Raw genomic sequence first — 24,619 nt, forward strand, 5'->3', positions numbered from 1 at the left:
GTGTCAGGCCCTGCCGGTTGTTATCGCCCGCCTGTTGGCAGGCTGTTATTGATCGTTTCGCCTATGAAACGACGTTTAAGAAATTGACACGTGAAAAAAAGAGAGCGCGCGGCTGGTCAAGCCGGCGCTCAACTGCTTAAAGGTCAACCACCAGCCGCTTACCCTTGCAGCCCGACACGCAGACCATCATGGTCTGGTTCGAAGCCCGCTCGCTCTTGGAGAGCACGCTGTCACGGTGCTCGGGCTCGCCCTCCAGCACGCGCGTCTCGCACGAGCCGCACACGCCCTCCTTGCAGCTGTACTCAACGTCCACGCCCACTTCCAGCAAGGCATCGAGCAGCGACTTGCCGGCCGGCACGCACAGCTCGGAGCCGGTGCGTGCGAGCTTGACCGTGTACTCCCCTTCCTGCACCGACGAGACCTCAGCGTCCGCCGCAAAGCGCTCGATGTGGACGTTGGTGTAACCCAGCGCTTCGCATGCAGCCTCGAAGGCACGCAGCATCGGGCCCGGGCCGCAGCAATAGAAATGCGTGTCTGCCGGATGTCCTGCGAGCAGCGCTTTCAGATCAGGCGGGCCGCCCGCATCCGCGTCGAAATGGAAACGCACGGCATCGCGATGCGCTGCCAGGTCATCAGCGAAAGCGGCTTCGGTGCGTGAGCGCGCGCAGTAGAGCATCGAGAATGTCTTGCCCTGCTCCGCCAGCCGACGCGCCATGCAGACGATGGGCGTCACGCCGATACCGCCGGCCACCAGCACCGTACGCGGCGCGGCTTCATCCAGCGCGAAGTTGTTGCGCGGGCCGCCAATCTTCAGCGTCGAGCCCACACGCAGCTGCTCATGCACGTAGCGCGAGCCGCCGCGGCTGTTGCGGTCCAGCAGCACGCCAACCACATAACGGTCACGCACTTCCGGCGCGCCGCACAGCGAGTAGCTGCGTACCAGGCCATTGCCCAGGTGCAGGTCGATATGCGCGCCCGGTGCGTACTCGGGCAGGGTCTTGCCGTCCACGTCGCGCAGCTCCACGCTCACGATGCCCTGGGCTTCGTAGCGCATCGCGTGCACGCGCAGATTGAGGGGGGGATTCGTACTCATGGCACTTCTCTCAACGTCGATTCAGCGCTTTTCCGTCAGGAACTTGCCTTCGGGCCCACCGGCGTTCTTCTGCCGGCGCGTGTTGCCGTCGATACCGCCTTCGATGGCCCACTCCGCAAACATGGTCGGGCCGGGCTCGAAATCGCGCGGCTGCCATTCGGCGTCGAGCTGGTCTTCATCGGCGTAGTACTCGATCAAGCCGCCGGCGGGGTTCTTGAAGTACCAGAAGTACGCCGACGAGATTGGGTGACGGCCCGGGCCGAGTTGCGTATCCCAGCCGCAGCGCGACACATGCATGCCGCCACCGAACACCTCATGGATGTCGCGCACGGTAAAGGCCACGTGGTTCAGCCCGCTCTTGGCCTGCGGCAGTTGCAGCAAGAACAGGTCGTGGTGGCCGCCTTCCGGCTCGCAGCGCAGGAAGGCACCGCGGCCCGGATAGTGATCAGACGGTACGAAGCCGAGCTTCTCGATATAAAAGCGTTCGGTGGTCGCCACGTCCTTCACGAAGAACACCACGTGACCCACTTCGATGGGCGTGGCGCGCTCGTAGATCGGGCTGGGCTGGTTGCGGCGCGGCTTGTCTGTCCACGTGTTCATCGCTGCGCATTGCACGTCAACGTCACGCTTGGCGGTCAGTTGCACGCGCACGGCCAGACCATTCGGATCAATACAGCCAACACGACCATTCGCGTTGATGTAGCCCGGCTGATCCGACAGCTTGTCCGCCAGACGATCCAGCACGGCTTGCGAATCCGCACCCCAGATCACCTCACGCAGCGTCGGGCCAGCCTCCATGGCGGGGGGCAGCGTTGCGTCGTCGGTGCGCTTGACGCGCACGCGGCAACCGTTGAGCGTTTCGAACAGCAGGCCGCTGGCGTCTTCCGCCTGCAGCGTGAGACCCCAGTCCTGGAAGAACTGCTTACAGGCGGCAAGGTCGTCGGCACCGTAGACGATCTCGTCGATGCCTCGAATGGTATTCATCTTCATCTCCTGCTTTGCGCTGCACGCCCCGATAACCTGAGTGACGTGCAGTCGCGGTGATTCATTGATGTGGGGACCGCGCTGTCAGTGAGCCCCGCCCGGAACGGCCCGCGTAGCCGTCGCGCCGTTGCGCAACAAAGCCAGGCCACACAGCAACACGATCAATTGCGTGCCCACCAGGCTGCCGAAGCCGGCGGCAAGACCTCCGCCGTTCCCCAGCCCGATCACGACGCCCATGAGGGCCGGCATGAAGCCCGCCACCAGACTGCCCACACCGTTGGTGACACCAAATGCGCACGCAACGTGCTCGGGTGCTGCATTGAACTGGACGGTGCTGGGGATGGCCGGGCTCTGCAAGCCCCAGCACAGGCTGGCAGCGGTCAGCCAGTAAGCAGCGGCATACCGGTCCGTGCTGTTGATCGCCAGCAGCACCGCGACCGCCACGCCCAGGCTGCCCAACACGAAAATCAACGGAATGCGGCGGCGCGGGAGGATATCCAGCAGCAGGCCACCCAGCAGCACACCCAGCACCGCGGCGTACTGCGGCATCGACGCCATCCAACCCATTTCGCGCAGAGAAAAGCCACGTGCCTCCTTCAGGTAGGTCGGCAGCCAGTTGCTGCTGCCCCACAGGTAAGAGAGGAAGGCGGCAGTCAGCACCGTCATGGTGAAGATATGACGCGTGTGAAAAGCGCCTCGGAACATCTCGCGCACCGTGGAGAGCGCTGCCGGCAGAGACTCCGGCTTGGGGATGGCTGCGTAGCGCGCCGGCATGCGCACGAACGCCAGCACCAGCGGAATCCCCATCAGCAGGTTGAGCAGGCCCAGCAGGTGGAACGACGCTTCCCAGTCAGCATTGGCAATGGCATAGCCAACGAGCGGATAGCCCACCGCCAGGCCAACACCCGTGCCCATGTTGAAGATCGCGTTCGGTTTGCCGCTTTCCCGGCTGTCGAAATGCGCCTTGATGTACGACGCGCCCAGCGAGAACAGCGGCCCCTCGGCAAAACCCAGAATGAACCGCGACAGCAGCAGCTCCATGTAGCTGTTGAACCACGGCGATGCCATGGTGATCACGCCCCACAACGTCAGCCCATAGATCAGGCTACGGCGCACCCCGAACAGTGCTGCGCAGAACGGGGTGAACAAGATGGCAGACAAGCCGTAGCCGGCCATGAACGCCGTGGCCAGCAGCCCCTGGCTGCTACGGTCGTTGGCGGCAAGACCCACGTGCTGCAGAAAATCATGCTGCGTAATCAGCACCGCAATATTGATGCGGTCGACATACGAAATGGCGACGACCAGAAACAGCGTGACCACGCCCAGCCAGCGCCCAGTACTTGAATTCATTGTTGTCTCCTCACACCTGCCCTTGGCTCTTGTTTTCAGTTGGCCCAGGCCAGCGGTTGTTCGTTCAGGCCCCAGTAGAGGCTCTTCTGTTCCATGTACTGCAGGATGCCCAGGCGGCCTTTCTCGCGGCCCAGGCCGCTGTCGCGCCAGCCGCCAAACGGCGTCGAAATCGAGAACTGCTTGTACGTGTTGATCCACACATTGCCGGCCTGCACGGCGCGGCCGATACGCCAGGCGCGCTTGTAGTCGCGCGTCCAGATGCCGGCGGCCAGCGCATACACGCTGTCGTTGGCCTGTTCGATGAGCTCCTCTTCGTCATCGAACGGCATGGCGACGAGCACCGGGCCGAAGATCTCTTCCTGGCAGATGCGTGCGTTGTTGGTCAGGCCTTCGATGATGGTCGGCGTATAGAAGTAGCCGGACTCGCAGCCGGAGATTTCGGGGCGCAGCCCCCCCGTGCGCAGGTGGCCGCCCTCTTCCACGCCCATCGCCACGTAAGACTCGATGGTCTCGCGGTGGCGATCGGTGATCAGCGGGCCCATCTGCGTAGCCTCATCGGCTGGGTTGCCGACACGCAGGCGTGCGGCGGCGGCGGCCAGGCGATCCATGAACGGCTCATACAACGAACGTGCCACGAACAGGCGCGAACCCGCGATGCACGACTCGCCCGACGAGCTGAAGATGCCGTACAGCACGCCGTTCACCGCGTGGTCGAGATCGGCGTCTTCAAACACCATCGTCGGCGACTTGCCACCCAGCTCCAGCGACACCGGCATCATCTTGTCGGCCGCGATGTGCGCGATATGGCGGCCTGTATTCGTGCCACCCGTGAACGACACACGACGCACCAGCGGATGCTTGGTGATCGCGTCACCAATAATCGAACCCTTGCCCGGCAGCACGCTGATCATGCCCTTGGGCACACCCGCCTCTTCGCAAATGGCGGCCAGTTCCAGCGCCATCAGCGGCGTGACTTCGGCGGGCTTGACGACGACAGCGTTGCCGGCCGCCAGCGCGGGGGCCATCTTCTGCGCTTCACTGGCAATCGGCGAGTTCCACGGCGTAATGGCGGCCACCACGCCCATGGGCTCGTGCACGCTCATCGTCAGGCAATCGCCACGCGCGGGTGTGAGGGATTCCTCCAGCGTCTCGCAGGCTGCACCGAAGAACTGGAACGTGGCGGCAGCGCTCGCCACCAGGGCGCGCGTTTCGTTGATCGGCTTGCCGTTGTCCAGGCGCTGGCGCTGGGCCAGGGCTTCGCTGCGCGAGCGGATCAGCTCGGCCACGCGATACAGCACGGCAGCGCGCTCGTGCGGTTTGCGCTGGGCCCAGCCGCTGGAGAGGAATGCGCGGTACGCACCGGCGACGGCCTCTTCCACGTCAGCCACGCTGGCGGCATTGAGTTCTGCTACGACTTCGCCCGTGGCCGGGTAGCGCGTGACATAGCGCTCGCCGGTGCCGAGGCGCCATTCGCCTGCAATGCAGATCGGCAGCAGGGACGTTGCGGTTGCGTTCAAGTTGGAAGCAGTCATGGCGCAGTGGCCTCACTCAAATCGAAACGGCGTGCGCGCGGTTGCCCAGCGCACGCACCACGCTGAACACTGTCAGCGCAGAAGTCTTGGGATTCGCCGCCAGCGGCTTGCCGCGCATGGTCAGCTCGAAGCCGCCAAAGGCGCCGCGCGCCTCGACGTGGTGGACGTTCTCGTCGACGGTCGGATCGGCCAACAACTTCACATGCGTGTGGTCGAGCCCCAGACCAGCCACCGACAGCGTGGCAGCCACGTTGGCGTTCTTCGGGAACAGGCGTGCAGCTTCGCGGGCGTTGCCTTCGAAAATCACGGTCGGCTCGCGCAGCGCGTCGAGGTCGAACTGCTGCTCAGCTGGCGTGTCCTTCCAGGCACGTGGCGGTTTGCGGCCCGTGTAGACCACGGCATCCAACCCACCCACGCGTGCAGCGGCCAGCGCATCGATGGCACCGATGGCACCTGAAAGCAACTGCACCTGTGCATTGCCGCGACGGGCCGCCGCTTCCAGGCGCTCCGCCACACCGGGCTCGGACAGTGCGCCCACCGAGACCACCAGGCAGTCGATACCCTGCTCCAGCGCCGGCAGCACATGCTCTTCGAGCGCGTCGTGGCCGGCGCACTCAACCAGCAGGTCGGGATGCGCATCCGCCGACAGGTGCGTCATCACACGCGCTTTCGGTGCGAACGGGGCAATGGCCTCGCGCGCCTTGTCCATCGCGTGCTCGGGCACGATCACGGCATCAAAGCAGACATCCGGATCGCTCTTGAGCAGCTCCAGCACGCCCTGCCCGATTGCTCCGCAACCGACCATCGATACATGCAGCATGTCCGGCTCCTTGGGTTGGCTCAGTTGCGGGCTCACGCCACCACCGTGGTGCGCTCGGCTGCGCGTTCGCCTTGGGTGTCCTTGGCCTGCTGGTTGACCGGCGGGCCGGCGAAGATGGTCTTGAAGCTGCCGATGGAGAGCATGTCGATCTCCATCAGGAACGGGCCTTCCTCGCTGGTGGCTTCCTGCAGCGCCTTGCCCACGTCCGCCAGATCGGACACACGGCGATGACGCAACTGCAGCGACTGCGACAGCGCGGCGTAGTCCGGCGTGTGCAGCTCGACGTAATGACGGCGGCCGCCGTATTGCGCGTCCTGGATGTTCTTGATGACGCCGTAGCCCTTGTCGTTCATCAGCACGATGACGAGGTTGGCGCGCTCCTGCACAGCCGTCGCCAGCTCACCCAGGTTCAGGATGAAGCCGCCGTCGCCGGCCAGGCAGAAGGTCTTCTTGCCCGATGCCGTAGCCGCCGAACCGATGGCGGCACCAATGCCCATTGCAAGACCCTGGCCAATGCCGCCGCCCAGCGCATGCACGCCGGCACGCGAATCAAAAATGCGCAGTTGGCGGTTGCCCCATGTGCTGTTCGACACCGTCACGTCACGCACCCAGTTGAACTCGCGGCCCACCGAAGCTTGCAGTGATTCCACCAACGCCGAGTACGGGCCCAGGCCATCCACCAGTGCACCAACTGCCTTCTCGTGTGCAGCACGCAGGTCGCCTGCGAATGCGGCGTCGATCTGCATCTTCTTTTCCAGCCTCTCGATCAGGCCATCCAACGCCAGGGCTGAATCGCCGCAGACGAAGTAGTCGCTGGCATAGCAACGGCCTTCCGCCGACGCATCCGCATCAATGCGGTACAGCGGGCGCGGCAGCTTCAGTTCGTACTTGAGCGTTTCATTGCCGCGCAGGCGCGAGCCGACCACGAGCATGGCGTCGCAGGTCTGGTAGAACGCTTCAACCGGCTTGTGCAGGTTGAACGCACCCAGCGAGCGCGGATCATCTTCCGGCACGATGCCGCGGCCTTGCGTGCTGGTGACCACGCCAAAGCCCAGGTCCATCAGGCGCTTGACCTGCTTGGCAGCATGACGGGCACCACCGCCCAACCACAGCATCGGGCGGCGCGCACGCGACAGGCGCTCGGCCAGTTCATCCAGCGCGTGCGCAGACGGCACATGCTGCGGCACCAGCAACGGACGTAGATCGTCCGGCATCGGGATCAGCGCGGCCTGGATGTCGATGGGAATCTCCACGCTCACGGGGCCAGTCGGCGCTGTCAGCGCGGTCTGCACGGCCAGCTTCATCGTGCTGATGGCGGTGTCCGCGCTGCGGATGCGGAAAGCCGCCTTCGACACCGACTTGAGCATCGTGAGTTGATCCGGTGCTTCGTGGATGTACGCGAGGCTCTGGTCCAGGTACGGCGTTTCGATCTGGCCGGTGATGTGCAGCAGCGGCGTGCCGGCCGTCAGTGCTTCGACCATCGCGCCGGCAGCGTTACCAGCGGCCGTGCCAGTGCTGGTCAGGCACACGCCCAGGCCACCCGTGGTGCGGGCGTAGGCATCGGCCATGTTGGTGCCGCCTGCTTCGCCGCGCGCCATGATGAAGCGGATCTTGCCGCGCTCGCCCATCGCGTCAAGGATGGGCATGTTGTGGATCGAGATGACGCCAAAGGCGGCCTTGACCTCGCAGCTTTCCAGGAAGGCTGCAATCGCGTGGCCCACCGTGACCAGTTGTTGTTCGTTACGCATGACGGGAGTGTCCTCCGGAGATATCGATGTGGCTGCCCGTGGTGTACGAAGACAACGGCGAGGCAAGGAACAGAATGGCGCGGGCCGCCTCTTCGGGCAGGCCCAGGCGGCCAAGGGGAATATGCTTTTGCGCGGCCAGGCGGCGCGTCCACGCGGCCCAGTCGAGATGGCGATCTTCTTCAGGTCGTGCCTCAAAGCGGCGACGCCACTGGCCGGACTCAACCAACCCGATCAGGATGCCGTTGACGCGCACCCCCTTCGGCGCAAACTCGGTCGCCATCGAGCGCACCAGGTTGAGCACGCCGGCACGCGCCGCCGAGGTGGCCACCATGTGCGGCTCCGGCTGTTGCGCGAGCAACGAGTTCACGCAGACGATGGCACCGTGTGCCGAGCGCTCCAGTTGCGGCAGGAACGCGCGCGTGGGGTGAATGACGGAGAAGAACTTGAGATGCAGTTCGTCCGTCCATGCAGCATCTTCGGTGTTGGCAAAGGTCGAGACGCGGCCCTGGCCGGCGTTGTTGACCAGCATGTCGACAGGGCCGAGTTCCTGTTCCACCGCATCGGCAAACGCAGTCATCTGCGCTGCATCGAGCACGTCGCACGTGGCGGCGAACAACTTGGCACCCAGGAATCGGCTGCGCAGGTGTTGTTCAGCTTGCGCAAGACGTTCGGCATTGCGGCCACACAGCGCCACGGCGGCACCGGCTTCCAGCAACAGTTCAACGGTGGCGAGGCCGATGCCGGAGGAGCCTCCGGTCACGACTGCGGTCTTGCCAGTCAGATTGATCATTGGCATGGTCATTCCCGGAACAGGTTGACGACCTTGCCGCTGGCGGGGCGGTAGTCCAGCAGGTAAGACAGCTCACCGGCGGCGGCACGCACCTTGTCGATCATCGTATCCAGCTGGGCAGGCTCGATGCGCGGCGACGGGATCGTCGTACCGAGCGCGGCGACCACCTTGCCGGCGCGGTCCAACACCGGCGCAGCAATCGTCGAAATATTGGCTTCAAAGAAGCCCTCCTGCAGCACGTAGCCGTGTTCGCGGTCGCGCTGGACCATCTCGAACAGCTCTTCCACCGTGCGCGGCGTGTTGTGCGAGAACACTTCCAGCTGCGGCTCCGGATAGAGCTGGCGCAACTCAGCCAGCGACAGGTCTGCCAGCAGCACGCGACCCAACACCGTGGCATGCGCAGGCAGGCGCGTACCGACATTGACGGAGCTGGTGAACGGCGTGGGCGCCACCGACTTCGCCACGTAGACGATCGAGCGGCCATCGCGCACCACGAGATTGCACGGGTAGTGGATGTCGTCGCGCAGGCGATCGAGCAGCGGGCGGCCCAGCTCGGTCAGCTCCAGCGAGGCGAGGTACTCAAAGCCCAGGCGCAGCACGGCCATGCCGAGGCGGAAATCGCGGCCACCATCGACACGCTCGACAAAGCCCATCACTTCAAGCGTGGTCAGCAGGCGGAACACCGTCGAGCGCGGCACCTTCAGCCGGCGCGCCAGTTCCGGTGCCGACAGCACGCGATCTTTGTGGCTGAACTCGCATAGCAGGCGCAGGCCGCGTTCGAGCCCGGGGACGATGTACTTTTCCTGCACGTCTTCGGAGATGAGGTCGTTGCTCATACGTGTTGGCGCTTACGCGTTTCGGGATTGGGAGAGGACAGCTTGTTCGATCCAGCCTGCAACCGCTTCAGGAGCATCGATGTAGGAGGCGTGTCCGGCAGACGGCACGAGCGCAAACGGCAGGCTGAACGTCTCGGCCAGTGCTTGGCAGCCCTGCGGGGGCGTGATGCCGTCCACGTCGCCGCACGCGATGTGTGCTGGCGTCGATGCGGGACGCTTGCGCAGGTGGGCGCCGATGTCGTCGCCGCTGAGCATGGCCACTGCCTGGCGATAACCGCCATCGTTCAGGCGCTTCATGTTCCAGCGCACCCAGGCGCGCTCTTCGTCAGAGGCATTGGCGCGCAGCAGATGCGCATGGCGCGATTCCGCCATGCCATCAATGCCAAGCTGGTCGAGCGTTGCCAATCGCTGAGCCTGTACCGTGCGCGACTTCGCTTCCTGCCCCGGCTGGCCGTAGCCCTGTGCCGGGTTCAGGAGCAGCAAGCTGCGCGGTTGCATCGCCGCAGGTGCGTCGGCCACATACGCGGACGCCATCAGCGCACCCAACGAATGTCCAACCAGCGCATCCGGCTTCACGCGCAATGCGGCAAGCCACGCGCGCAGGCGCAGTGCATAGTCGGCAGCACGCGGCTCGGCTTGTGCAAGCGGCGTGGAGTTGCCGTAGCCCGGCGCATCCCACGCGAACACACGCGTGGTTTGCGAAAGGATTTGCACACACGGCAGCCATGACGCAGCACTGGAGCTGATGCCGTGCAACAGCACAACCACCGGCCCGCGCTCGCCCCATTGCCGATAGCCGATACGGTCGCCACGCTCGTTGATCGCAACGGTGCGTTCGGCAAACTCGGCGCCGAGCACAGCAAGTGCATCGGCTACGCGGAATGGGTGGGAAGACATGACAGCCTGCGCGCTCATGACATCAACGCTTGATCTTGGCGAGCGGGTGCTCGGGCGGATACGTCGGCGTGATCGGCTTCTTGGCACCGAGCATCACGCACATCAGCGCATCTTCATCGCCGATGTTGATTTCTTCGCGGTACACACCGGGCGGCACCGAGACGAGATCGCGGTCAGTCAGGATGGTCTCAAAGCGCTCGCCGTCCTTCTCCAGCACCAGCTTGAGCTTGCCGCGGATGACGAAAAACACCTCCTCCACATCGGTGTGGAGGTGCGACGGGCCTTCGTGGCCAGCCGGAATGACCATGGTCGAGAACGTGAAGTGCTCCGACGGCACCGTGTTGGTGTCAGCCGCCACGCCCGTGCCGCCGGTACCGAGGTAACGCATTTGTGCGCGGCGGTATTTCGGGTCGTAGTCAGCCTGGAACTTGAGGGCGTCCCAGTCGTAGCGGCGGGTGGCGAAACGCGCCACGCGGCTGTTCATCCAATCTTCAAACGACGCGCCTTCCGGGCGGTCCCACGTGCGCTGCACTTGCTGTTGTTCGGAGAGATCGCTCATCGAATGCCTCTTCTCAGTGATATGGGTTGCATTACTGCATGACAAAACCGCCGTTGACGGCCAGCGTCTGGCCCGTCACGAATCGGGAAAGATCGGACAGCGCGAACAGCACGGCGCCGCATACGTCGTCGGGCACCTGATCGCGCGAGATGGCGCGCTGGTCGCGGTACAGCGCATGACGATGCGCCGGTACATATTCGGTGGCTTCCACCAGCGTCAGGCCCGGTGCGATGGCGTTGACGGTGATGCCGTCTGCGCCGCACTCACGCGCCAAGGACTTGGTCATGCCGATGACGGCGCTCTTGCTCGCCACGTAGGCCAGCAGGTTCGGCGCGCCCCACAGCGGCGTGTCCGACGACAAGTTGACGATCGCACCACGGCCCGATGCCTTGAGTGCCGGCAGGCAGGCCGTCGTCATCAGCCAGGTGCCGCGCACGTTGACGTTCATCACGCGGTCCCAGGTGTCGACGTCGATGGACGATGCATCGCGCCCGCCCGAATTGGTGATGGCCGCGTTGTTGACGAGACCGTCCAGCCCACCCAGTGCTTGCGCAGCCGCTGCCGCACAAGCCTGGATGGAAGCCGGGTCGCCGAGATCAAGCGTGAAGCCATGCGCCTCGAAGCCAGCCGCGCGCAGTGCCGCGGCCTCCTCCTGCACACGCTCGCCAAGAATGTCTGCCAGGGCAACCGCGCCACCGGCTTCAGCGATGGACTTGGCAAACGCCAGACCCAGCCCACGCGCGGCGCCGGTGACGAGCACCCTGCGGCCAGCCAGCAGCCCGATGGCTTGATTGCGCTCAGGCATGTTGGGCATCCGCAGGAACGGGCTTGAGCATGGCGACAGGCGCATCGGCCAATTCGCTTGCGGCACGGCGGGAAAGGATGCGGCGGATGCGCGTGATGCCGATGTCGTGCTGGTACAGCGTTTCGTGATCGCGCGCCTCGGGTGCCATCGATTCGAGCACCACGCGGTCCTGCTCGAGCACATCCCAATGCAGGCCTTCCAGGCGGTTGCGATACAGGAAGCGCCACACGTCGCGCTCCCAGCCCTGCACGTGGCGCGTGCGCCAGAAGTAGACGATGCAATGCTCTTCATCCACCGGCGTGGTGATGCCGATGATGGTGAACGGGCCGCCGGGGCCGACCTTTGGCTGATACGGAATCGACAGGCGCAGCCACATCGTGCCGGTCTCACCAAACTCGGTCCAATCGAAGTTCACGCCACGCTGGCCGGTCTTCTGGAACATGATGCCGTGCTCGGTTTCCAGCACTTCCATCACGGCCTTCTTCTCGCCGCTGGCCATCGAGTGCGACACGGCGTGCAAGTACGCGCCGTGCATCGGGTCCATCACGTTGTCGATGGCATAGCGGTAGTTGACGTTCCAGTGTGCGAAGCAGAGGAAGTGGCTGTGCTCGTCGCTGGTCAGTTCTTCGGGCAGGCGCAGCGTGCCAACGGCATCGTCGAATTCGGAGGGGGCCTTGTCGCCAAACCACAGGAAGATGGCGCCGGCACGTTCCTGCACCGGGTAGCTGCGCACGCAGGTCTTGCCTTCCATCGGGCAAGCGTCGACTGCCGGCACGCTCGTGACCGTGCCTTGGCCATTCACTTCAACACCGTGGTACCAGCAAGCCACGTGGTCGCCCAGGTTCCACCCCATCGACAGACGCGCGCCACGATGCGGACAGCGGTCTTCCAGTGCGTGCACCTGGCCGGCGGTGTCACGCCACAGCACGATGTTCTGGCTCAGGCGGGTGATGCCGACCGGGGCGTTCTTCACATTCCACGACGCCGCCACCGGATACCAGTAGTTGCGCAGACCGGTGTTGATGCGCGCTTCCTTCTGCGCTTCCTTGTTGCCTTCCATTGCTTGCCTCGCTTGATGGGGTTGCGCCGGCCGCCTCTGTGGGCAATACGGCGTCGAATCGTGTGGTCGGAACTGGCTGAACTCAGGCGCCCAGGCGGCGCATCTCGGCCAGGAACGCTTCTTCCGTCCAGGCCTCGCCGCCGGCGGCGTTGCGCGGGCCGCGCGCGTTCAGCACGACGACGATGTCAGCCGGCGTCTGCGCGCCGCCCAGAAATGCCGCTTCCAGAGAATCGGCGAGTTGGTTCTCATAGGGCGTCGGCTCTGCAGCGCGCGTCTGCCACACCAGATTGGCGACGTGGCCCGGGCGCTCGACACGGCCCTTGCCTGCGACGTTGTTCGGAGAAATCGGCTCCCACGGAGCGAGGTCGGGGTTGAATTGCGGCTGCATTTTTGTCGACTCCATCACGTTTCATTTGTTTTACCTATGAAACGTCTGTTAATATCTGGAACACAGGTGCAACTATAGACCGCGTCTTCGAAATCGAAGATGCGGGATTACCCTATGCTTTTGTGAAAAAGTGGTGCGCCCGAAGCCGGCTGATCAGCCGGATGGCGCGCCCGATATGGGTCTTAGCGGAGCCGGGCCAGCAACCGGCGCCCCGCATCGACGGCCGCACGGTTACCGGTCATCTGGTAGCGCACGATCATCCCCTCCACGCACAGCAGCGCCTCTTCAGCGACCGCCTTCGGGCGCGGATAGCCCAGGCGGCGCGCCAGCTCGGCCAGGTAAGCGCCAAGATCGGCCTTGTGCGCCACCGCTTTCTCCACCAGTTGCGCATCGCCGGTTTCGGTGCCGGATTCAGCCACCAGGTTGATGAACGCGCAGCCGCGGTAGGTATCGGTCGAGAACCAGCTTGCCAGCACGTCAGCCAGCACATCCAGTTCAGCGCGCTTGGCCACACGCGCTTCCGTTTCCTCACGAAACCATGTCATCCAGCGTTCGTGCCGCACATCCAGAAACGCCGCAATCAAGTCGCTCTTGGAAGGGAAATGCCGGTACAGCGACATCTTGGCGACGCCAGACTCGGCAATGATCCGGTCGATACCGGTGGCACGAAAGCCCTCTTGCAGGAACAACCGCTCGGCGGTTTCCATAATGCGATCGCGGGCGGAGAGGGTTTCGGCTGCCTTGGTCATCTCTGGGCCTTCAGGTGGGATGACCGCAGTATGGTCTTGACAGACAGACCTGTCTACTCAATCATGTAGACAGATCTGTATCGCCATGATGCTGTGACTCCCCTATCGACCGCCACGCCTGCTGATTGCCGTGCTGCCGCGCCGCCGCTGCGCACTCGGCCATCGCCGTTACCGCTGTGGCGCCTGAGGCTGGCAACGGCCTACATCGAAGCCAATCTGGGCGAGCCGGTACGACTGGAGGATCTCGCGCGCGCAGCGGGCCTCACGCGCATGCACTTTGCGGCGCAGTTCCGCGCGGCGACTGGCGTGCGTCCGCACGACTACCTGCTGCAACGGCGCATTGAGCGCGCCAAGAAATTGCTAATGCAGGCCGAAACAGCGGTCGTGGAGATCGCGCTATCGGTCGGTTTCCAGAACCAGGCGCATTTCTCGACCGTGTTCAAACGGCTCACGGGTGACAGCCCGTCGATCTGGCGACGCCGCGCGCTCGACGGGATGCTCGATCAGTGGGGCATGCCATCACAATCCCAGATCGGACAAGCTCGGGTGATCGTCAGGGCGCCGGCCTAGCGGCCAGAAGAACTTGCGTTCTGCCTCCTTGATCGGCGCATCGTTGATACACGCGTAGCGGCGCTGCATCACGCCGTGCGCATCAAACTCCCAGTTCTCGTTGCCGTATGAGCGGTACCAGTTGCCGGAGTCGTCGTGCCATTCATAGGCGAAGCGCACGCCGATGCGATTGCCGCCGAATGCCCACAGCTCTTTGATCAGGCGATAGTCGAGTTCCTTCTGCCACTTGCGCGTGAGGAAGGCGACGATCTGCTCGCGGCCGGTGACGAACTCGGCGCGGTTGCGCCATTGGCTGTCCGGCGTATAGGCCAGCGCGACCTTCTCGGGGTTGCGGCTGTTCCAGCCGTCTTCGGCCAGGCGGACTTTTTGGATGGCCGACTCCAGCGTGAACGGCGGAATCGGTGGGCGGGTTTCATTGGCAGACATCAAGGGCTCCTGTGCAGTCGATTGAGCCGCTGGCATGTTGCTGCAGCGGCTGAACACAGTCTGCCGATCACCCTTGCGCACGGATACCAAGATCGCACGGCGTTTTGCGGGAACGCACGATTGGCGTACCCGCTTGTCACGCGAATCGGGCTACAGGAATTTGCGATACACCACGAAACCCGATTTCTCGGCCACCGTGTCGTACAGCCGCATGGCGGTCGCGTTGGTCTCGTGCGTCTGCCAATAGACGCGCGGCAAACCTGTCTCCGCGGCGCGGCGGTAGACAGCTTCGATGAGTGCACGGCCCACGCCCTGCCCTCGCGCCGCTTCTACCGTGAACAGATCCTGCAGATAGCACGTCATCTGCACCTGCGTCGTACTGCGATGAAACAGGAAGTGCACGATGCCGAGCAATGCGCCGTCACGCTCCGCGACCATGGCGTACACGGGTTCATGCTCATCGAAGAAGCGCTGCCACGTCGTCTGCGTGACGAAGTCGGGCAAGGCGGTCTCGCCCGCGCGGCCGTAGAAGGCGTTGTAGCCATCCCAGAGTGGTTTCCAGGTGGCGAAATCATCCTGGTGAATGGGGCGAATCAGCAGCTCGGCAGATGCAGGCATGGTGGACGGTCCGTGTGGTGAGACTGCCATTCTGCCAGCGGATCCTGAGGGTTCGTGCGCACCAAGGCACGCCGCAAATGGCGCGGATGCGGGTAAGTCCTGAGGCCCTTCGAAAGTTTCACGAAAGCGCGCAGGCCATACAGTCCAACCACTGCTTTGGCGTTTGAGCTCCGCCGGTGTGCACGGCGGAGTCGGTCGGGTGTCAAGTAGACGCGTTTTGGCAGCAACGCGCGGCAAGGGTGGGCGTCTGGCGTGATTGGGGAATCCGCGCCGCAGGTCCAACCGAAGGTTGCCGTGTCTGCGCTGCCATGCGCGATAGGGTTGGCGACGTTGCGAACGGGACTTCGCATGCCGCCGGCCTGGTATCACACCGATTTGATCGGTCTTTCCTGCTGTCAACCTTCCGGCCCGCTGGCCCTCCTGGCGGGCCTTTTCTTTTCAGGGCTGGGCAACTTCCGGCACCAGCAGACGTTGCGTGAGGCGTTGCACTGTCGGCGCGGCGATGAGCACGATGGTGAATGCCGCCGGCCAGGCCAGCACGAAGGCATGCGCCCAGCGGGCGAGAAAGTCTGCGCTGAAACCGGCGTTGATCCAGCCAATCCAGCCCGTCATCAACAGCGACATCAGGCCAGACATCAACCAGGCAAAGGTGACACGGAGGCGAATGGGCATCGACATGGCGGTTCTCCTTGCAAAGCCATCAAATGTGATTGACGGTATGCTAGACAACCGCGTTTCAAGAAACTATAGATGTTTATTGAAACTTAAATTCCGAAAATGGAATCATGCTCGACGATCTGGCCCTCTTCGTTTCCATCGTGGATCACGGCAGCCTGCAGGCGGCAGCACGGCACGCCAACCTGCCCCCGGCCACCCTCACGCGGCGCCTGCAGAAACTGGAGGCCACGCTTGGCTGCCAGCTCCTGCTGCGCAGCGCCCGCAGCCTGAAACCGACGCCGGAAGGCCAGCTCTACTACGAGCAGTGCCGCCCGCTGCTGACCGCGCTCACACAAGCCACGGCAACGCTCGACGACGATCTCAACCAGATCAAGGGCACGCTGCGCGTGCTGGCACCGCTGAACCTGTCGCGCGGGCTGTTGGGTCCCGCCTATGCGAGCTTCATGGCGGCGTGGCCGGAGATCCGGCTGGAGCTGTCGCTGAGCAACCGCAATGAAGATGTCTGGCGACATGGCGCAGACCTGGCCATCCGCGTCGGGCCGCAGGATGACCCCAAGCTGCGGCAGCGCCGGCTGGGGGTGATCGCGATCGTACTGGTCGCCTCGCCTGCCTATCTGGCCGAGCACGGTGCACCAGCCCATCCCAACGCGCTGGAGATGCATCGGCTGCTGGTGGCCTCGCCCATTTCCACGTGGCGCTTCACCTCGCCCGATGGCAAGGAGGCCATCGAGATGCAGCCGCAAGGGCAATGCGATGTGAACGATATCGAACTGGCGGTTTCGCTGGCAGAGGCGGGACAGGGCCTGCTGTATTGCCCGCGCACGCTATGTCACGCGGCGCTGGAGAGCGGACGTCTGGTTCGCGTGCTGCCGGAATGGCACACGCCGCAGCGCACCATCTATGCGGTGTGGCCGCAGCAGCAATTGCCGCGCAAGGTGCGCGCACTGCTGGAGCATCTGGCCGAATTCGCGGCTGCCACGCCGCTGCTGCAAGACGTGCCGGACTTGCCCGCCTGACGCTCACATCTGGAACGTCGACACTGCCTTGCGCTTGCGCCGCCCGATCAAGATGTGCACCCACAAGGCAATGCATACCACCACCCCCGCTACCCAGTGCAGGATCTCTGCACTCTGGCGCGGCAGTTCGCCATTGACGTAGTACAGCGCATAGCCCGTCAGCACCAGCACCGCCGTCAGCGTGCCGAACACGGCGCCCGCCGCGCGATTGCGCCGTCGCACCCATGCATTGCGGATATGCGGGCCCCACAGCATGCCGAGCAGATACAAACCCGCCATGGCGGCCGCGCCGTGCAGCTTCATGCTCCACGCCAGGGCCAACATGCCGCCCTCGCTGCCGTCATCCAGAAAATGCAGCGCCAGCCAGACCAGCCCCGTCACCAGCAGCACGGCAAACACGCCATACACCGCCCAGCGCCGGCGGCGGCTGAGGCGGAAGGCGCTTTCGCGCAGATGATGAGAAAAACGGGGAGAAGCAGACATGACGGACTGAGCAACCGGTTAACCCGGCGAGTATACGGCCACCGTTGAACGGTACTGATTCAGCAGCGGATGCATGACGTCGCCCGTGGCAAGCACAACCTTGGTCAGTGCATCAGCCAGCATGCTGGTGGGCGCCTGCACAGTCGCCCCGGCAAGCGCAGGAAGACGCGCCCGATCGGCATCGTGAATACGCGACGCGCTGTCGGCATGCGCGCCCAAACCACCGGCCGTTGAACTGGCGAGTGCGGCATTGTCGAGCCGCACAGTCACAGCAACATGTGCCGCATTACGTGGGTCACGCACCTGCACGGTCATCGGCCTTGCACCGTGGTGACGCAGGTCACCGCCGGCATTGACCACCGCGCGTTCGATCGCATGCGCCTGCATCACCTCGATGGCGCGATCGACGGCATAACCCTTGGCGATGCCACCCAGGTCCATCGATGCGTCAGTCTGTTTGATGAGGATGTCGCCCTCAAAGGCAACAGGAAAGCGCGTGTCGGCCAACTGTTCAGGTGTGCCGACACGGCAGTCGAAGGCCCGCGCCGATGCGTCATACAGCGCGGCGGCAAGGTGCAGCACTGCGCGTGTTCGATGATCGACCTGCAGCCACGCGCCAGGCGCAGCACGGTTGATCATCTGCAACTCGCTATCGGGCGCATGAAAGCTCAGGAGTGCGTGCACGGCGGCAATCTCGTCGAATGCCGCCGCCACGGCTGCCTGCGCGTCTGGCCCTTCGGCCTGCACATCAACCAAGGTGCCGAGCAGCGGCCGCGCGCGCCGGCAGATCACCGGCTCCATCACGTGCTCAGCCCTTGACCAGCGTCAGTTGCGCCATCACCGCAATGCGCCGGATGCCGTCTGTCAGGTGCGTGCACGACAGCGTCGCCCCGCTGATGTTGTTGATGTCGTCACCAACACGCAGCGCTGACTTGGCCGACTTGCCCAGGAACTGCGCGCGCCACGGCTTGTTGCGGACTTCGTAGCCGTGGCTTTCGCGGTAGGCGAGGATCTCGACGCCAGTGATCTCGCCCGCCGCGTTCAGGCCCACGGCGTAGTTAATCAACTCAAACTTGCCGATGACGGCGTCGGTCACGACATAGCCGAGCGCCCGCTCCCCATCCTTCGTGCCCTGCTTGGCTTGCCACACGCGCCAAACACCGGGCTTGGCCGGGCCGCCCGCGCGATCAGCCAACTGCTTGAGCTGATCGACTGACAATGCAACCACCACCGGCTCAAAGCTGGTGGCATCGGGAAAGATCGATTTCTGGGCCTCTGCAGCGGTCATGTAGTCCGCTGCAAAGGCGTTGGTGACGACCGCGCCCGGCGCGCCGATGGCGGCGGCACACACGAGAACGATGGGCACTGGCTGATAACGCATGGCTTGCGCCTCCTTCGGCTCTTCAGATCAATCGACGCGGCTTAGAACGATACGCCCAGGCCCAGGTCGACACGCGAGAAATCGCGATTCTTGGTGAAGCGCTGGTAGTCGACCTTGAACACCACGTTCGGGTTCAGGTAGAAGTTCGCGCCCACGGTATAGACCGTATCAGACAGCGACGGCCAGCCCGCCGGTGCTACGAAGCCCGGCACCAGGCCCGCGTACTTCTCACCCATGTTGTAGCGCTCATAACGCACGAACGGCGTGACGCGGTAATCGCCCTTCTGCCACACGTTGTACGCGCCTTGCACGAACCAGCCATAGAACGCCGACGGCATCGGATTCGCGCTACCCGGGTTCATTTGGTTAGCCACATCGGCGTTGCTCAGCGTGCCACGCGCATACAAAGCGGACAGGTCCCACTTACCCGGCGTCCAGCGAGCATGCGCTTCATACAGCGTGACGCGCTGTTCAGGCAGCGGCGTCACATCAGCGCTACCGCGGCTGCTCTTGCCCGTGAAGACCGAGCCACCCAGCGTCACACCCGGAATGCCGGAGTAATTGAGCGCCACGTACTGCGACAGGTTCTTCGCATTCGCCAGCCCCAGCTCCTGGTGCGTCTGCTGCATCGGGCCCGCACCGTTGTTCTGCATCTCCAGCGCGGAGTTGAACAGCGGGTTCTCCGGATTGAAGTTCCACTTGGCCAGGTTCAGGCCAGTCGTCAGGCCCACGTTCCAGTTCAGGCCGAAATCGGTATCGCCGTACAGCGACAGACCGCCCTCGCGCCACGTGCTCGGAATGATCAGCGTCTCGACAAAGTTGCGATGCACGCCGTAGTAGTTGGTCGGCTCGTGGTTGCGGTTGATGAAGCCCGCCGGGATCAGGAACAAGCCCGCGTTCAGGCCGATCTTGTCGGTCAGCTTGTGATCGATGTAGAACTGCTCGACCTCGAACTCGCCCGAATCGGTCGACGATGCAATCGCGTGCTCGACTTCAAACTCGGAGTTGAAACGCGTCTTGTCGTTGAACTTGTAGCCGATGCCGAACACCGCACGCGACAAGTCCATCTTGGTGTCTTCGGAGCGGCGGGTCGGGCGGCTGTAGTTGATCTCGCCGTAACCCCACAGCGTGAGGTTGTCGAGCGGCGATGGCCTGGTCGATGCAAGCTGCGCCGTCTGCACAGTCTGCTGCACGTCTTGTAGCGCGGCGGCTTGTTGTGCCTGGACTTGCGCCTGCGCCTTGGCCTGCGTCTGCTGCTGCGTGGCCAGCGTCGCGTTCTGCGACTTCACTTCCTTCAGCTCGGCCTTGAGCGCCTCGATCTGCGCGGCCATGGCGTCGAGCTTCTGTTCAAGTTGCGCAGTGGTGGTGGCATGGGCTGCGCCGGCCCCCATCAGTGCGATGGCGGCGGCGGCCGCAATCGCGGTTCGGGCGATTCGTTTCATGCTGTGACGTTCCCTAGTCTTTGAACTTTGAATCGATTTATTTGTTGATTGCCGTCTTGGCCAGCGTGGCTCCGCTGGCAGAAACGGTCTGGATACGGGCGGCGCCCACACTGTTCGCGGTGGAGCCGCATTGCGCCGGCACGTTGTAGGCAGACGGGTTGGCCGGGTCAAACCCATCGGTAAGCGTGCACAGGAAATGCACGAGATCGCTCATCTCCTGGTTCGTCATCGACGGTGCCTTGGCCGGGTTGTAGGGCACTTCCGCCACGTTCACGTTGCCATCGAAGGCGACGGGCAGATCGTTGTAGGGCACGTCGGGCGTGCCGTCGGCCTTGACGTACCAGCGGCCGGGCTCGGTGTCGCGCGTGACATACCAGGCGACCACCTGGTCCAGCGTCTGGAACACGCCGTTGTGGAAATACGGCGCCGTCAGCGCGATGTTGCGCAGGGTCGGCACCTTGAACTTGCCGCACGTCGTACCACCCACGCGGAAATCCGTGCGCAGCGGGCCGCAGAGGCCGAGGTCGTAGTAGCTGTAGTTCGGATCACCCAGTGCCGCGCCGTTCTTCGGCACGTACGGCAACGTCGTGCCCTCCTGGTTGGCTGCCAGGCTCCAGTTGCGCGGAATGCCGACGTTGTCGTACGTAAAGTCGGTGAACAACGCAGGCGTGCTGCCCGTGCGCGACGAAACGTGGCACGCCGTGCAGTTGCCCTTCGTGGGGTTGTTGAACAGCAGCAGGCCGCGCGTTTCCGAATCCGAAAGCGTGGCTTTGCCCGCGAGGTACGCGTCGTACTTGCTGTCGAAGGTATGGAAGCTCGGGTCTTCAGACTGATAAGCCGCCAGTGCCTGGCCAATGCTCTGCATGGCCGTCGCGCTGTCCTGGATGGCCGCCTTGGTGAACACCGTGGTGAACTGGTCGAGGTACGGACGCGTCAGCAGCGTCTTGAACACGTCGTCGGCCGACGCATTGGCCATCTCGAACGGATTGGTGAATGGCTGCTGTGCCTGGTCCGCCAGCGAAGGCGAACGGCCATCGCGGAAGAAGCCGCCAGATGCCTTGCCGGTGGCATCGATCTTGAAGTTGGGCGTGTACGACGCGTAGTTCAGCGACGGCGCATTGCGCAGGCCCGGCAGGCCATGGTTCGGGCCGCCAAACGAAACGGCCAGGTTGTTCGGATCAGTAAACCCGCGCGCGGCATCGTGGCACGACGCACACGACTGCTTGCCCGAAGCGGAGAGCGCCTGGTCAAAAAAGATCTGCTTACCTACCTGCGCCATCGGCGACAGGCCACTGGCCGCTGGCGTGCCTGACGACGTGCTGCTGCCGCCATCTCCGCCACCGCAGGCCGTTACCAGCACGGTGCAGGCAACCATCAACATTGCACGCCACGACGCGCGCACCATCCGACGAGCGCGTGCGCCGTCTCCTCCTCGTTCTTGTTTTTCTTGCATTTCCCTGATCTCGGCGGCCTGTAGGCTCACTCAGGCTGCTCAATTAATGGTAATAGGAACAATTCGCGTTCGCATTCTATGGAACTTTCTCGCGGAAAGCTACGCCCTTTGTGGCGGTGCGCACACGCAACGTCAGTGAAGTTGCGCATTGTCAAATCGTGATATCGGCCCCTACCATGACATCGATCAATGTCACCTTCAGATCGACATGGAGACCCGCCGATGCCCACGCCAGCCGCTCCCAAGCACCCGGATTTGCGTCAACCGCGCGGCCTTTCCCCGTCACTCCAGCGGTCTTCCCACGTCGTACGCTCAGGCGACGTGCGCCTGCATGCGCGCCTGACCCAGCCCAGGGATGAGGCCGCACAACAGCGGCCCTCTGTCGTCCTGGTGCACGGCTATCCGGATGACAGCTCGGTTTGGGACGGCGTGCGCGAAGTACTGGCCCGCCATAGCCGCGTCATCACCTTTGACGTACGCGGCGCGGGCCTGTCTGACGCCCCCGCCGACACCACCGGTTACCGCATCGCGCAGTTCGCCGATGACCTTGCCGCCGTGGCCGATGCGCTGCTGCCCGGCGAGCGCTTCCACCTGGTCGGGCACGACTGGGGCTCGATCCACAGTTGGGAATCGGTGACCACCGATCGCCTGCGCGGGCGCATCGCGTCGTACACATCCATCTCGGGACCCTGCCTGGATCACGTCGGCCATTGGATGCAGACGCAACTCGACACCGGTACGTGGGCGGCCAGGCGGGCGGTGTGGAAGCAGCGACTGCAGTCCTGGTACGTGGGGGTTTTCCACTTGCCGCTAGTACCAGAATGGTCATGGCGGCTGTGGGTGGCGCGTGCGTGGCCATGGTGGCTGCGCAAGACCGAGGGCATTCGTGGTGCGGTGCAGCGGCCTTCGCTGGTGCGCGATGCCTGCAATGGCGTACGGATGTACCGCGCCAATTTTCGCGAGCGGCTGGCCCGTCCGCAGGCACGCGCACCGCATGCGCCCGTGCAGCTGATCGTACCGACGCGGGATCGCTACGTGAGTCCCGCCGTCACGCGTGCGGTTGAAGCCTGGGTGCCGCACTACTGGCGGCACGAGATCGACGCCGGCCATTGGTTGCCGCTGCGCAGGCCCGACTGGGTGGCGGACTGCATCCGCCGCTTTGCCGACTATGCGGAATCAGGCAACGAGCCCGCCGCGTTGCAGCGGGCCCGTGTAGCCGGCACGCTGACGCCGGCCTGATTGCTGGATCGCTCTGGCGGCGCGTTACTTGCCACCCTCATCCAGCCAACGCTGGTGGTACTCCTCCAGCAAGCGCTGCAGTGTTGCACCAATGCGGATGTAGTCCGGCTCGTTCAGGTTGGCCAGCGACACGCGCACTGACGGGTTGAGCGCGCCAAAGCCGTTGCCCGGCAGCAGCACCACGCCACTCTCCTTGGCCAGGCGGAACAGCACGTCCGCGGGCTTGGTCTTGGTGCGGAACCACTGCACAAACGCCTCGCCATAGGTTTTGCGGCCGACCACCTCGGCGTCGAGGATGTTGTAGTACGCGACGTCGTTCTCATCCGCATCGCACTCGATGCCGATGGCTTGGTACAGCGCAGCCTTGCGCCCGCGCACCAGACGTTTGACTGCAGCCTTGTAAGCGTCTGGCTGATCCATCAACGCGTACAGCGAGAACAACGCCATCTGCACCTGCTGCGGCGTCGACAAACCCGCCGTGTGGTTCAGCGCCACGGTTCGGCTGTCGGCGACCAGCCGGTCGATGAACTTGAGCTGATCCGGCTCGGTGGTGATGGACGCATAGCGCTGGTGCAGGATCTTGCGCTTCTCTTCAGGCAGCGTGGCCAGCTTGTCGTCCAGCACGTTCTTCTGGTGCGTGGCGATGGTGCCCAGCCGCCAGCCCGTCGCGCCAAAGTACTTGGAATACGAATACACGAGGATCGTGTTGTACGGCACCACCGCAAACAGTGAGACAAAGTCATCGGCAAACGTGCCGTACACATCGTCGGTGAGGATGATGAGGTCGTTGCCCGCCTTGTGGCGCTCGTCGACGATCGCCTTGAGCTTTTTCAGGCCATCCTTGGAAATCTTGACCGACGGCGGGTTGCTCGGGTTGACCAGGAAGAACGCCTTGACGCTCGGGTCGCGCAGCTTGTCGAGTTCTTCGTCGGTGTATTGCCAGCCGTTGAACGGATCCGCATTGAGCTTGACCTCGACCAGCTCAAAGCTGTTGAGCTCCGGAATCTCGATGTACGGCGTGAAGATCGGCATGCCCAGCGCGATCTTGTCGCCAGCGTTCAGCAGGAAGTTTTCCTTCAACGTGCTGAACAGATACGTCATGGCCGCCGTGCCGCCTTCGGTCGCAAACAAGTCGAACTGGCCGACGAACGGCGCACGGCCGATCATCTCCTGCTTCAGGTAGCGCGCGGCAATCTGCTCGCTGATCTTCAGCATGCGATCCGGCACCGGATAGTTGCAGCCGAGAATGCCGCACACCATCTCCGCCAGAAAATCTTCGGCAGATAGGCCCAGTTGATCGCGCACGTACGACACCGCGTGGTGCAGGAACTTCACACCCGGCACATCGGCGTTACGGCGCGCGAAACTTTCAAAGCGCGCCTCGAAGCCTTCCTTGGTCGGGATGCCGCCGATCTTCTCAGCCAGGTAGGAAAACGAGCGCTCGGACTCCTCCAGCGCAAACAGGCCCAGCTGGAAGAAGCCGTGGCGCGGCTCCAGCGCCAGGAAGTTCGGATTGCCGCGCCCGGCATTGAGCATCATGCGTTGCGAATCGCTCTGTGCGAGCTGGATCAGCACGTCCTTCAGCTCGAACGGGCTCAGTTGCCCGAGGGCTTCCAGTTCCTTGGATTTTTGCGTCGGATTGGTGGTCATCGCGAGTTCCCGTGGATGTGGAGTTGACGAGGGCAGCCCACCGCGCGTGCGG

26 protein-coding genes are annotated in these 24,619 nt (G+C 63.9%); 3 read left to right on the plus strand and 23 right to left on the minus strand.

Annotated elements, in window-relative coordinates; translation table 11 throughout:
• Positions 1 to 136 precede the first annotated feature (136 nt).
• From PI87_RS24925 to PI87_RS24990, 14 genes are all read right to left on the minus strand, one after another.
• The gene (locus tag PI87_RS24925; protein WP_039600398.1) at positions 137 to 1,093 is read right to left on the minus strand and encodes a PDR/VanB family oxidoreductase; all 957 of its coding nucleotides are present in this window, start codon (positions 1,091 to 1,093) and stop codon (positions 137 to 139) included.
• A gap of 21 nt (positions 1,094 to 1,114) precedes the next feature.
• Positions 1,115 to 2,077 carry a VOC family protein gene (locus PI87_RS24930; protein ID WP_039600399.1) on the minus strand — a complete coding sequence of 321 codons (963 nt, stop codon included), beginning with the start codon at positions 2,075 to 2,077 and terminating at the stop codon, positions 1,115 to 1,117.
• Positions 2,078 to 2,161: 84 nt separating this feature from the next.
• Positions 2,162 to 3,427, minus strand: a complete 1,266-nt coding sequence (locus PI87_RS24935; protein ID WP_039600400.1) for an MFS transporter — start codon at positions 3,425 to 3,427, stop codon at positions 2,162 to 2,164.
• Positions 3,428 to 3,462: 35 nt separating this feature from the next.
• Positions 3,463 to 4,959, minus strand: coding sequence for an aldehyde dehydrogenase (locus tag PI87_RS24940; protein WP_039600401.1), 1,497 nt, complete (start codon positions 4,957 to 4,959; stop codon positions 3,463 to 3,465).
• 16 nt (positions 4,960 to 4,975) lie between these two features.
• A complete protein-coding gene (locus PI87_RS24945; protein WP_039600402.1) occupies positions 4,976 to 5,779 on the minus strand; it encodes an aspartate dehydrogenase in 804 nt (267 codons plus the stop codon).
• 32 nt (positions 5,780 to 5,811) lie between these two features.
• Positions 5,812 to 7,527 (minus strand): thiamine pyrophosphate-binding protein, encoded by a 1,716-nt coding sequence (locus PI87_RS24950; protein ID WP_039600403.1) that lies wholly within the window; start codon positions 7,525 to 7,527, stop codon positions 5,812 to 5,814.
• Positions 7,520 to 8,323, minus strand: a complete 804-nt coding sequence (locus PI87_RS24955) for an SDR family oxidoreductase (protein ID WP_039600491.1) — start codon at positions 8,321 to 8,323, stop codon at positions 7,520 to 7,522. The genes PI87_RS24950 and PI87_RS24955 overlap by 8 nt, the downstream gene beginning before the upstream one ends.
• A 2-nt stretch (positions 8,324 to 8,325) precedes the next feature.
• The gene (locus PI87_RS24960; RefSeq protein WP_039600404.1) at positions 8,326 to 9,153 is read right to left on the minus strand and encodes an IclR family transcriptional regulator; all 828 of its coding nucleotides are present in this window, start codon (positions 9,151 to 9,153) and stop codon (positions 8,326 to 8,328) included.
• A gap of 12 nt (positions 9,154 to 9,165) precedes the next feature.
• Positions 9,166 to 10,068: an alpha/beta fold hydrolase gene (locus PI87_RS24965; protein WP_039600405.1), complete on the minus strand. Its 903-nt coding sequence runs from the start codon at positions 10,066 to 10,068 to the stop codon at positions 9,166 to 9,168.
• 4 nt (positions 10,069 to 10,072) lie between these two features.
• Positions 10,073 to 10,609, minus strand: a complete 537-nt coding sequence (locus tag PI87_RS24970; RefSeq protein WP_039600406.1) for a cupin domain-containing protein — start codon at positions 10,607 to 10,609, stop codon at positions 10,073 to 10,075.
• Positions 10,610 to 10,640: 31 nt separating this feature from the next.
• Entirely contained in the window at positions 10,641 to 11,414 is a 774-nt protein-coding gene (locus tag PI87_RS24975) for an SDR family oxidoreductase (protein ID WP_039600492.1), read from the minus strand.
• Positions 11,407 to 12,474: an aromatic ring-hydroxylating dioxygenase subunit alpha gene (locus tag PI87_RS24980; RefSeq protein ID WP_039600407.1), complete on the minus strand. Its 1,068-nt coding sequence runs from the start codon at positions 12,472 to 12,474 to the stop codon at positions 11,407 to 11,409. The genes PI87_RS24975 and PI87_RS24980 overlap by 8 nt, the downstream gene beginning before the upstream one ends.
• Before the next feature lie 82 nt (positions 12,475 to 12,556).
• A complete protein-coding gene (locus tag PI87_RS24985) occupies positions 12,557 to 12,862 on the minus strand; it encodes a recombinase-like helix-turn-helix domain-containing protein (protein ID WP_084210094.1) in 306 nt (101 codons plus the stop codon).
• A gap of 182 nt (positions 12,863 to 13,044) precedes the next feature.
• A complete protein-coding gene (locus PI87_RS24990; protein ID WP_039600409.1) occupies positions 13,045 to 13,611 on the minus strand; it encodes a TetR/AcrR family transcriptional regulator in 567 nt (188 codons plus the stop codon).
• 93 nt (positions 13,612 to 13,704) lie between these two features.
• Between PI87_RS24990 and PI87_RS24995 the strand changes: the two genes are divergently transcribed.
• Positions 13,705 to 14,181, plus strand: coding sequence for a helix-turn-helix domain-containing protein (locus tag PI87_RS24995; RefSeq protein WP_084210095.1), 477 nt, complete (start codon positions 13,705 to 13,707; stop codon positions 14,179 to 14,181).
• On the opposite strand, the gene PI87_RS25000 is transcribed toward PI87_RS24995, so the two are convergent.
• The 3 genes from PI87_RS25000 to PI87_RS25010 form a co-directional block, all read right to left on the minus strand.
• Positions 14,131 to 14,607, minus strand: a complete 477-nt coding sequence (locus tag PI87_RS25000; protein ID WP_039600410.1) for a nuclear transport factor 2 family protein — start codon at positions 14,605 to 14,607, stop codon at positions 14,131 to 14,133. The two genes, PI87_RS24995 and PI87_RS25000, sit on opposite strands and share 51 nt — an antisense overlap.
• A gap of 150 nt (positions 14,608 to 14,757) precedes the next feature.
• Positions 14,758 to 15,225, minus strand: coding sequence for a GNAT family N-acetyltransferase (locus PI87_RS25005; protein ID WP_039600411.1), 468 nt, complete (start codon positions 15,223 to 15,225; stop codon positions 14,758 to 14,760).
• Positions 15,226 to 15,663: 438 nt separating this feature from the next.
• Complete coding sequence (locus tag PI87_RS25010; protein ID WP_039600412.1) at positions 15,664 to 15,903, minus strand: DUF2798 domain-containing protein; 240 nt, start codon at positions 15,901 to 15,903, stop codon at positions 15,664 to 15,666.
• Between the two features lie 107 nt (positions 15,904 to 16,010).
• On the opposite strand from PI87_RS25010, the gene PI87_RS25015 reads away from it, so the two are divergent.
• Positions 16,011 to 16,919, plus strand: a complete 909-nt coding sequence (locus PI87_RS25015) for a LysR family transcriptional regulator (RefSeq protein WP_039600413.1) — start codon at positions 16,011 to 16,013, stop codon at positions 16,917 to 16,919.
• Positions 16,920 to 16,922: 3 nt separating this feature from the next.
• Here the strand turns inward: PI87_RS25015 and PI87_RS25020 are convergent, their stop codons facing one another.
• From PI87_RS25020 to PI87_RS25040, 5 genes are read right to left on the minus strand one after another with little or no spacing between them, the layout of a single operon-like run.
• Positions 16,923 to 17,402: a hypothetical protein gene (locus PI87_RS25020; RefSeq protein ID WP_039600414.1), complete on the minus strand. Its 480-nt coding sequence runs from the start codon at positions 17,400 to 17,402 to the stop codon at positions 16,923 to 16,925.
• An 18-nt stretch (positions 17,403 to 17,420) separates the two neighbouring features.
• On the minus strand, positions 17,421 to 18,203 hold the full coding sequence (locus PI87_RS25025) for an FAD:protein FMN transferase (RefSeq protein WP_039600415.1): 783 nt from the start codon (positions 18,201 to 18,203) through the stop codon (positions 17,421 to 17,423).
• 7 nt (positions 18,204 to 18,210) lie between these two features.
• Complete coding sequence (locus PI87_RS25030) at positions 18,211 to 18,783, minus strand: FMN-binding protein (protein WP_039600416.1); 573 nt, start codon at positions 18,781 to 18,783, stop codon at positions 18,211 to 18,213.
• 41 nt (positions 18,784 to 18,824) lie between these two features.
• Entirely contained in the window at positions 18,825 to 20,216 is a 1,392-nt protein-coding gene (locus tag PI87_RS25035; RefSeq protein WP_039600494.1) for a porin, read from the minus strand.
• Between the two features lie 46 nt (positions 20,217 to 20,262).
• Positions 20,263 to 21,606: a cytochrome-c peroxidase gene (locus PI87_RS25040; RefSeq protein WP_442965521.1), complete on the minus strand. Its 1,344-nt coding sequence runs from the start codon at positions 21,604 to 21,606 to the stop codon at positions 20,263 to 20,265.
• Positions 21,607 to 21,900: 294 nt separating this feature from the next.
• Here PI87_RS25040 and PI87_RS25045 point away from each other — a divergent pair, with 294 nt between their 5' ends.
• On the plus strand, positions 21,901 to 22,917 hold the full coding sequence (locus PI87_RS25045) for an alpha/beta fold hydrolase (RefSeq protein ID WP_084210096.1): 1,017 nt from the start codon (positions 21,901 to 21,903) through the stop codon (positions 22,915 to 22,917).
• A gap of 24 nt (positions 22,918 to 22,941) precedes the next feature.
• Here PI87_RS25045 and PI87_RS25050 read toward each other — a convergent pair whose 3' ends face one another.
• A complete protein-coding gene (locus PI87_RS25050; RefSeq protein ID WP_039600418.1) occupies positions 22,942 to 24,567 on the minus strand; it encodes a bifunctional aspartate transaminase/aspartate 4-decarboxylase in 1,626 nt (541 codons plus the stop codon).
• Positions 24,568 to 24,619: the final 52 nt, after the last annotated feature.

Origin of the sequence: Ralstonia sp. A12 (assembly GCF_000801955.1) — a bacterium.
GTDB lineage: Bacteria > Pseudomonadota > Gammaproteobacteria > Burkholderiales > Burkholderiaceae > Ralstonia.

Coding starts and splice junctions, on each gene's coding strand:
- PI87_RS24925 (WP_039600398.1), bottom strand. CDS start 1,093: ATGAGTACGAATCCCCCCCTCAATCTGCGCGTGCACGCGATGCGCTAC.
- PI87_RS24930 (WP_039600399.1), bottom strand. CDS start 2,077: ATGAATACCATTCGAGGCATCGACGAGATCGTCTACGGTGCCGACGAC.
- PI87_RS24935 (WP_039600400.1), bottom strand. CDS start 3,427: ATGAATTCAAGTACTGGGCGCTGGCTGGGCGTGGTCACGCTGTTTCTG.
- PI87_RS24940 (WP_039600401.1), bottom strand. CDS start 4,959: ATGACTGCTTCCAACTTGAACGCAACCGCAACGTCCCTGCTGCCGATC.
- PI87_RS24945 (WP_039600402.1), bottom strand. CDS start 5,779: ATGCTGCATGTATCGATGGTCGGTTGCGGAGCAATCGGGCAGGGCGTG.
- PI87_RS24950 (WP_039600403.1), bottom strand. CDS start 7,527: ATGCGTAACGAACAACAACTGGTCACGGTGGGCCACGCGATTGCAGCC.
- PI87_RS24955 (WP_039600491.1), bottom strand. CDS start 8,323: ATGCCAATGATCAATCTGACTGGCAAGACCGCAGTCGTGACCGGAGGC.
- PI87_RS24960 (WP_039600404.1), bottom strand. CDS start 9,153: ATGAGCAACGACCTCATCTCCGAAGACGTGCAGGAAAAGTACATCGTC.
- PI87_RS24965 (WP_039600405.1), bottom strand. CDS start 10,068: ATGAGCGCGCAGGCTGTCATGTCTTCCCACCCATTCCGCGTAGCCGAT.
- PI87_RS24970 (WP_039600406.1), bottom strand. CDS start 10,609: ATGAGCGATCTCTCCGAACAACAGCAAGTGCAGCGCACGTGGGACCGC.
- PI87_RS24975 (WP_039600492.1), bottom strand. CDS start 11,414: ATGCCTGAGCGCAATCAAGCCATCGGGCTGCTGGCTGGCCGCAGGGTG.
- PI87_RS24980 (WP_039600407.1), bottom strand. CDS start 12,474: ATGGAAGGCAACAAGGAAGCGCAGAAGGAAGCGCGCATCAACACCGGT.
- PI87_RS24985 (WP_084210094.1), bottom strand. CDS start 12,862: ATGCAGCCGCAATTCAACCCCGACCTCGCTCCGTGGGAGCCGATTTCT.
- PI87_RS24990 (WP_039600409.1), bottom strand. CDS start 13,611: ATGACCAAGGCAGCCGAAACCCTCTCCGCCCGCGATCGCATTATGGAA.
- PI87_RS25000 (WP_039600410.1), bottom strand. CDS start 14,607: ATGTCTGCCAATGAAACCCGCCCACCGATTCCGCCGTTCACGCTGGAG.
- PI87_RS25005 (WP_039600411.1), bottom strand. CDS start 15,225: ATGCCTGCATCTGCCGAGCTGCTGATTCGCCCCATTCACCAGGATGAT.
- PI87_RS25010 (WP_039600412.1), bottom strand. CDS start 15,903: ATGTCGATGCCCATTCGCCTCCGTGTCACCTTTGCCTGGTTGATGTCT.
- PI87_RS25015 (WP_039600413.1), top strand. CDS start 16,011: ATGCTCGACGATCTGGCCCTCTTCGTTTCCATCGTGGATCACGGCAGC.
- PI87_RS25020 (WP_039600414.1), bottom strand. CDS start 17,402: ATGTCTGCTTCTCCCCGTTTTTCTCATCATCTGCGCGAAAGCGCCTTC.
- PI87_RS25025 (WP_039600415.1), bottom strand. CDS start 18,203: ATGGAGCCGGTGATCTGCCGGCGCGCGCGGCCGCTGCTCGGCACCTTG.
- PI87_RS25030 (WP_039600416.1), bottom strand. CDS start 18,783: ATGCGTTATCAGCCAGTGCCCATCGTTCTCGTGTGTGCCGCCGCCATC.
- PI87_RS25040 (WP_442965521.1), bottom strand. CDS start 21,606: ATGTTGATGGTTGCCTGCACCGTGCTGGTAACGGCCTGCGGTGGCGGA.
- PI87_RS25045 (WP_084210096.1), top strand. CDS start 21,901: ATGCCCACGCCAGCCGCTCCCAAGCACCCGGATTTGCGTCAACCGCGC.
- PI87_RS25050 (WP_039600418.1), bottom strand. CDS start 24,567: ATGACCACCAATCCGACGCAAAAATCCAAGGAACTGGAAGCCCTCGGG.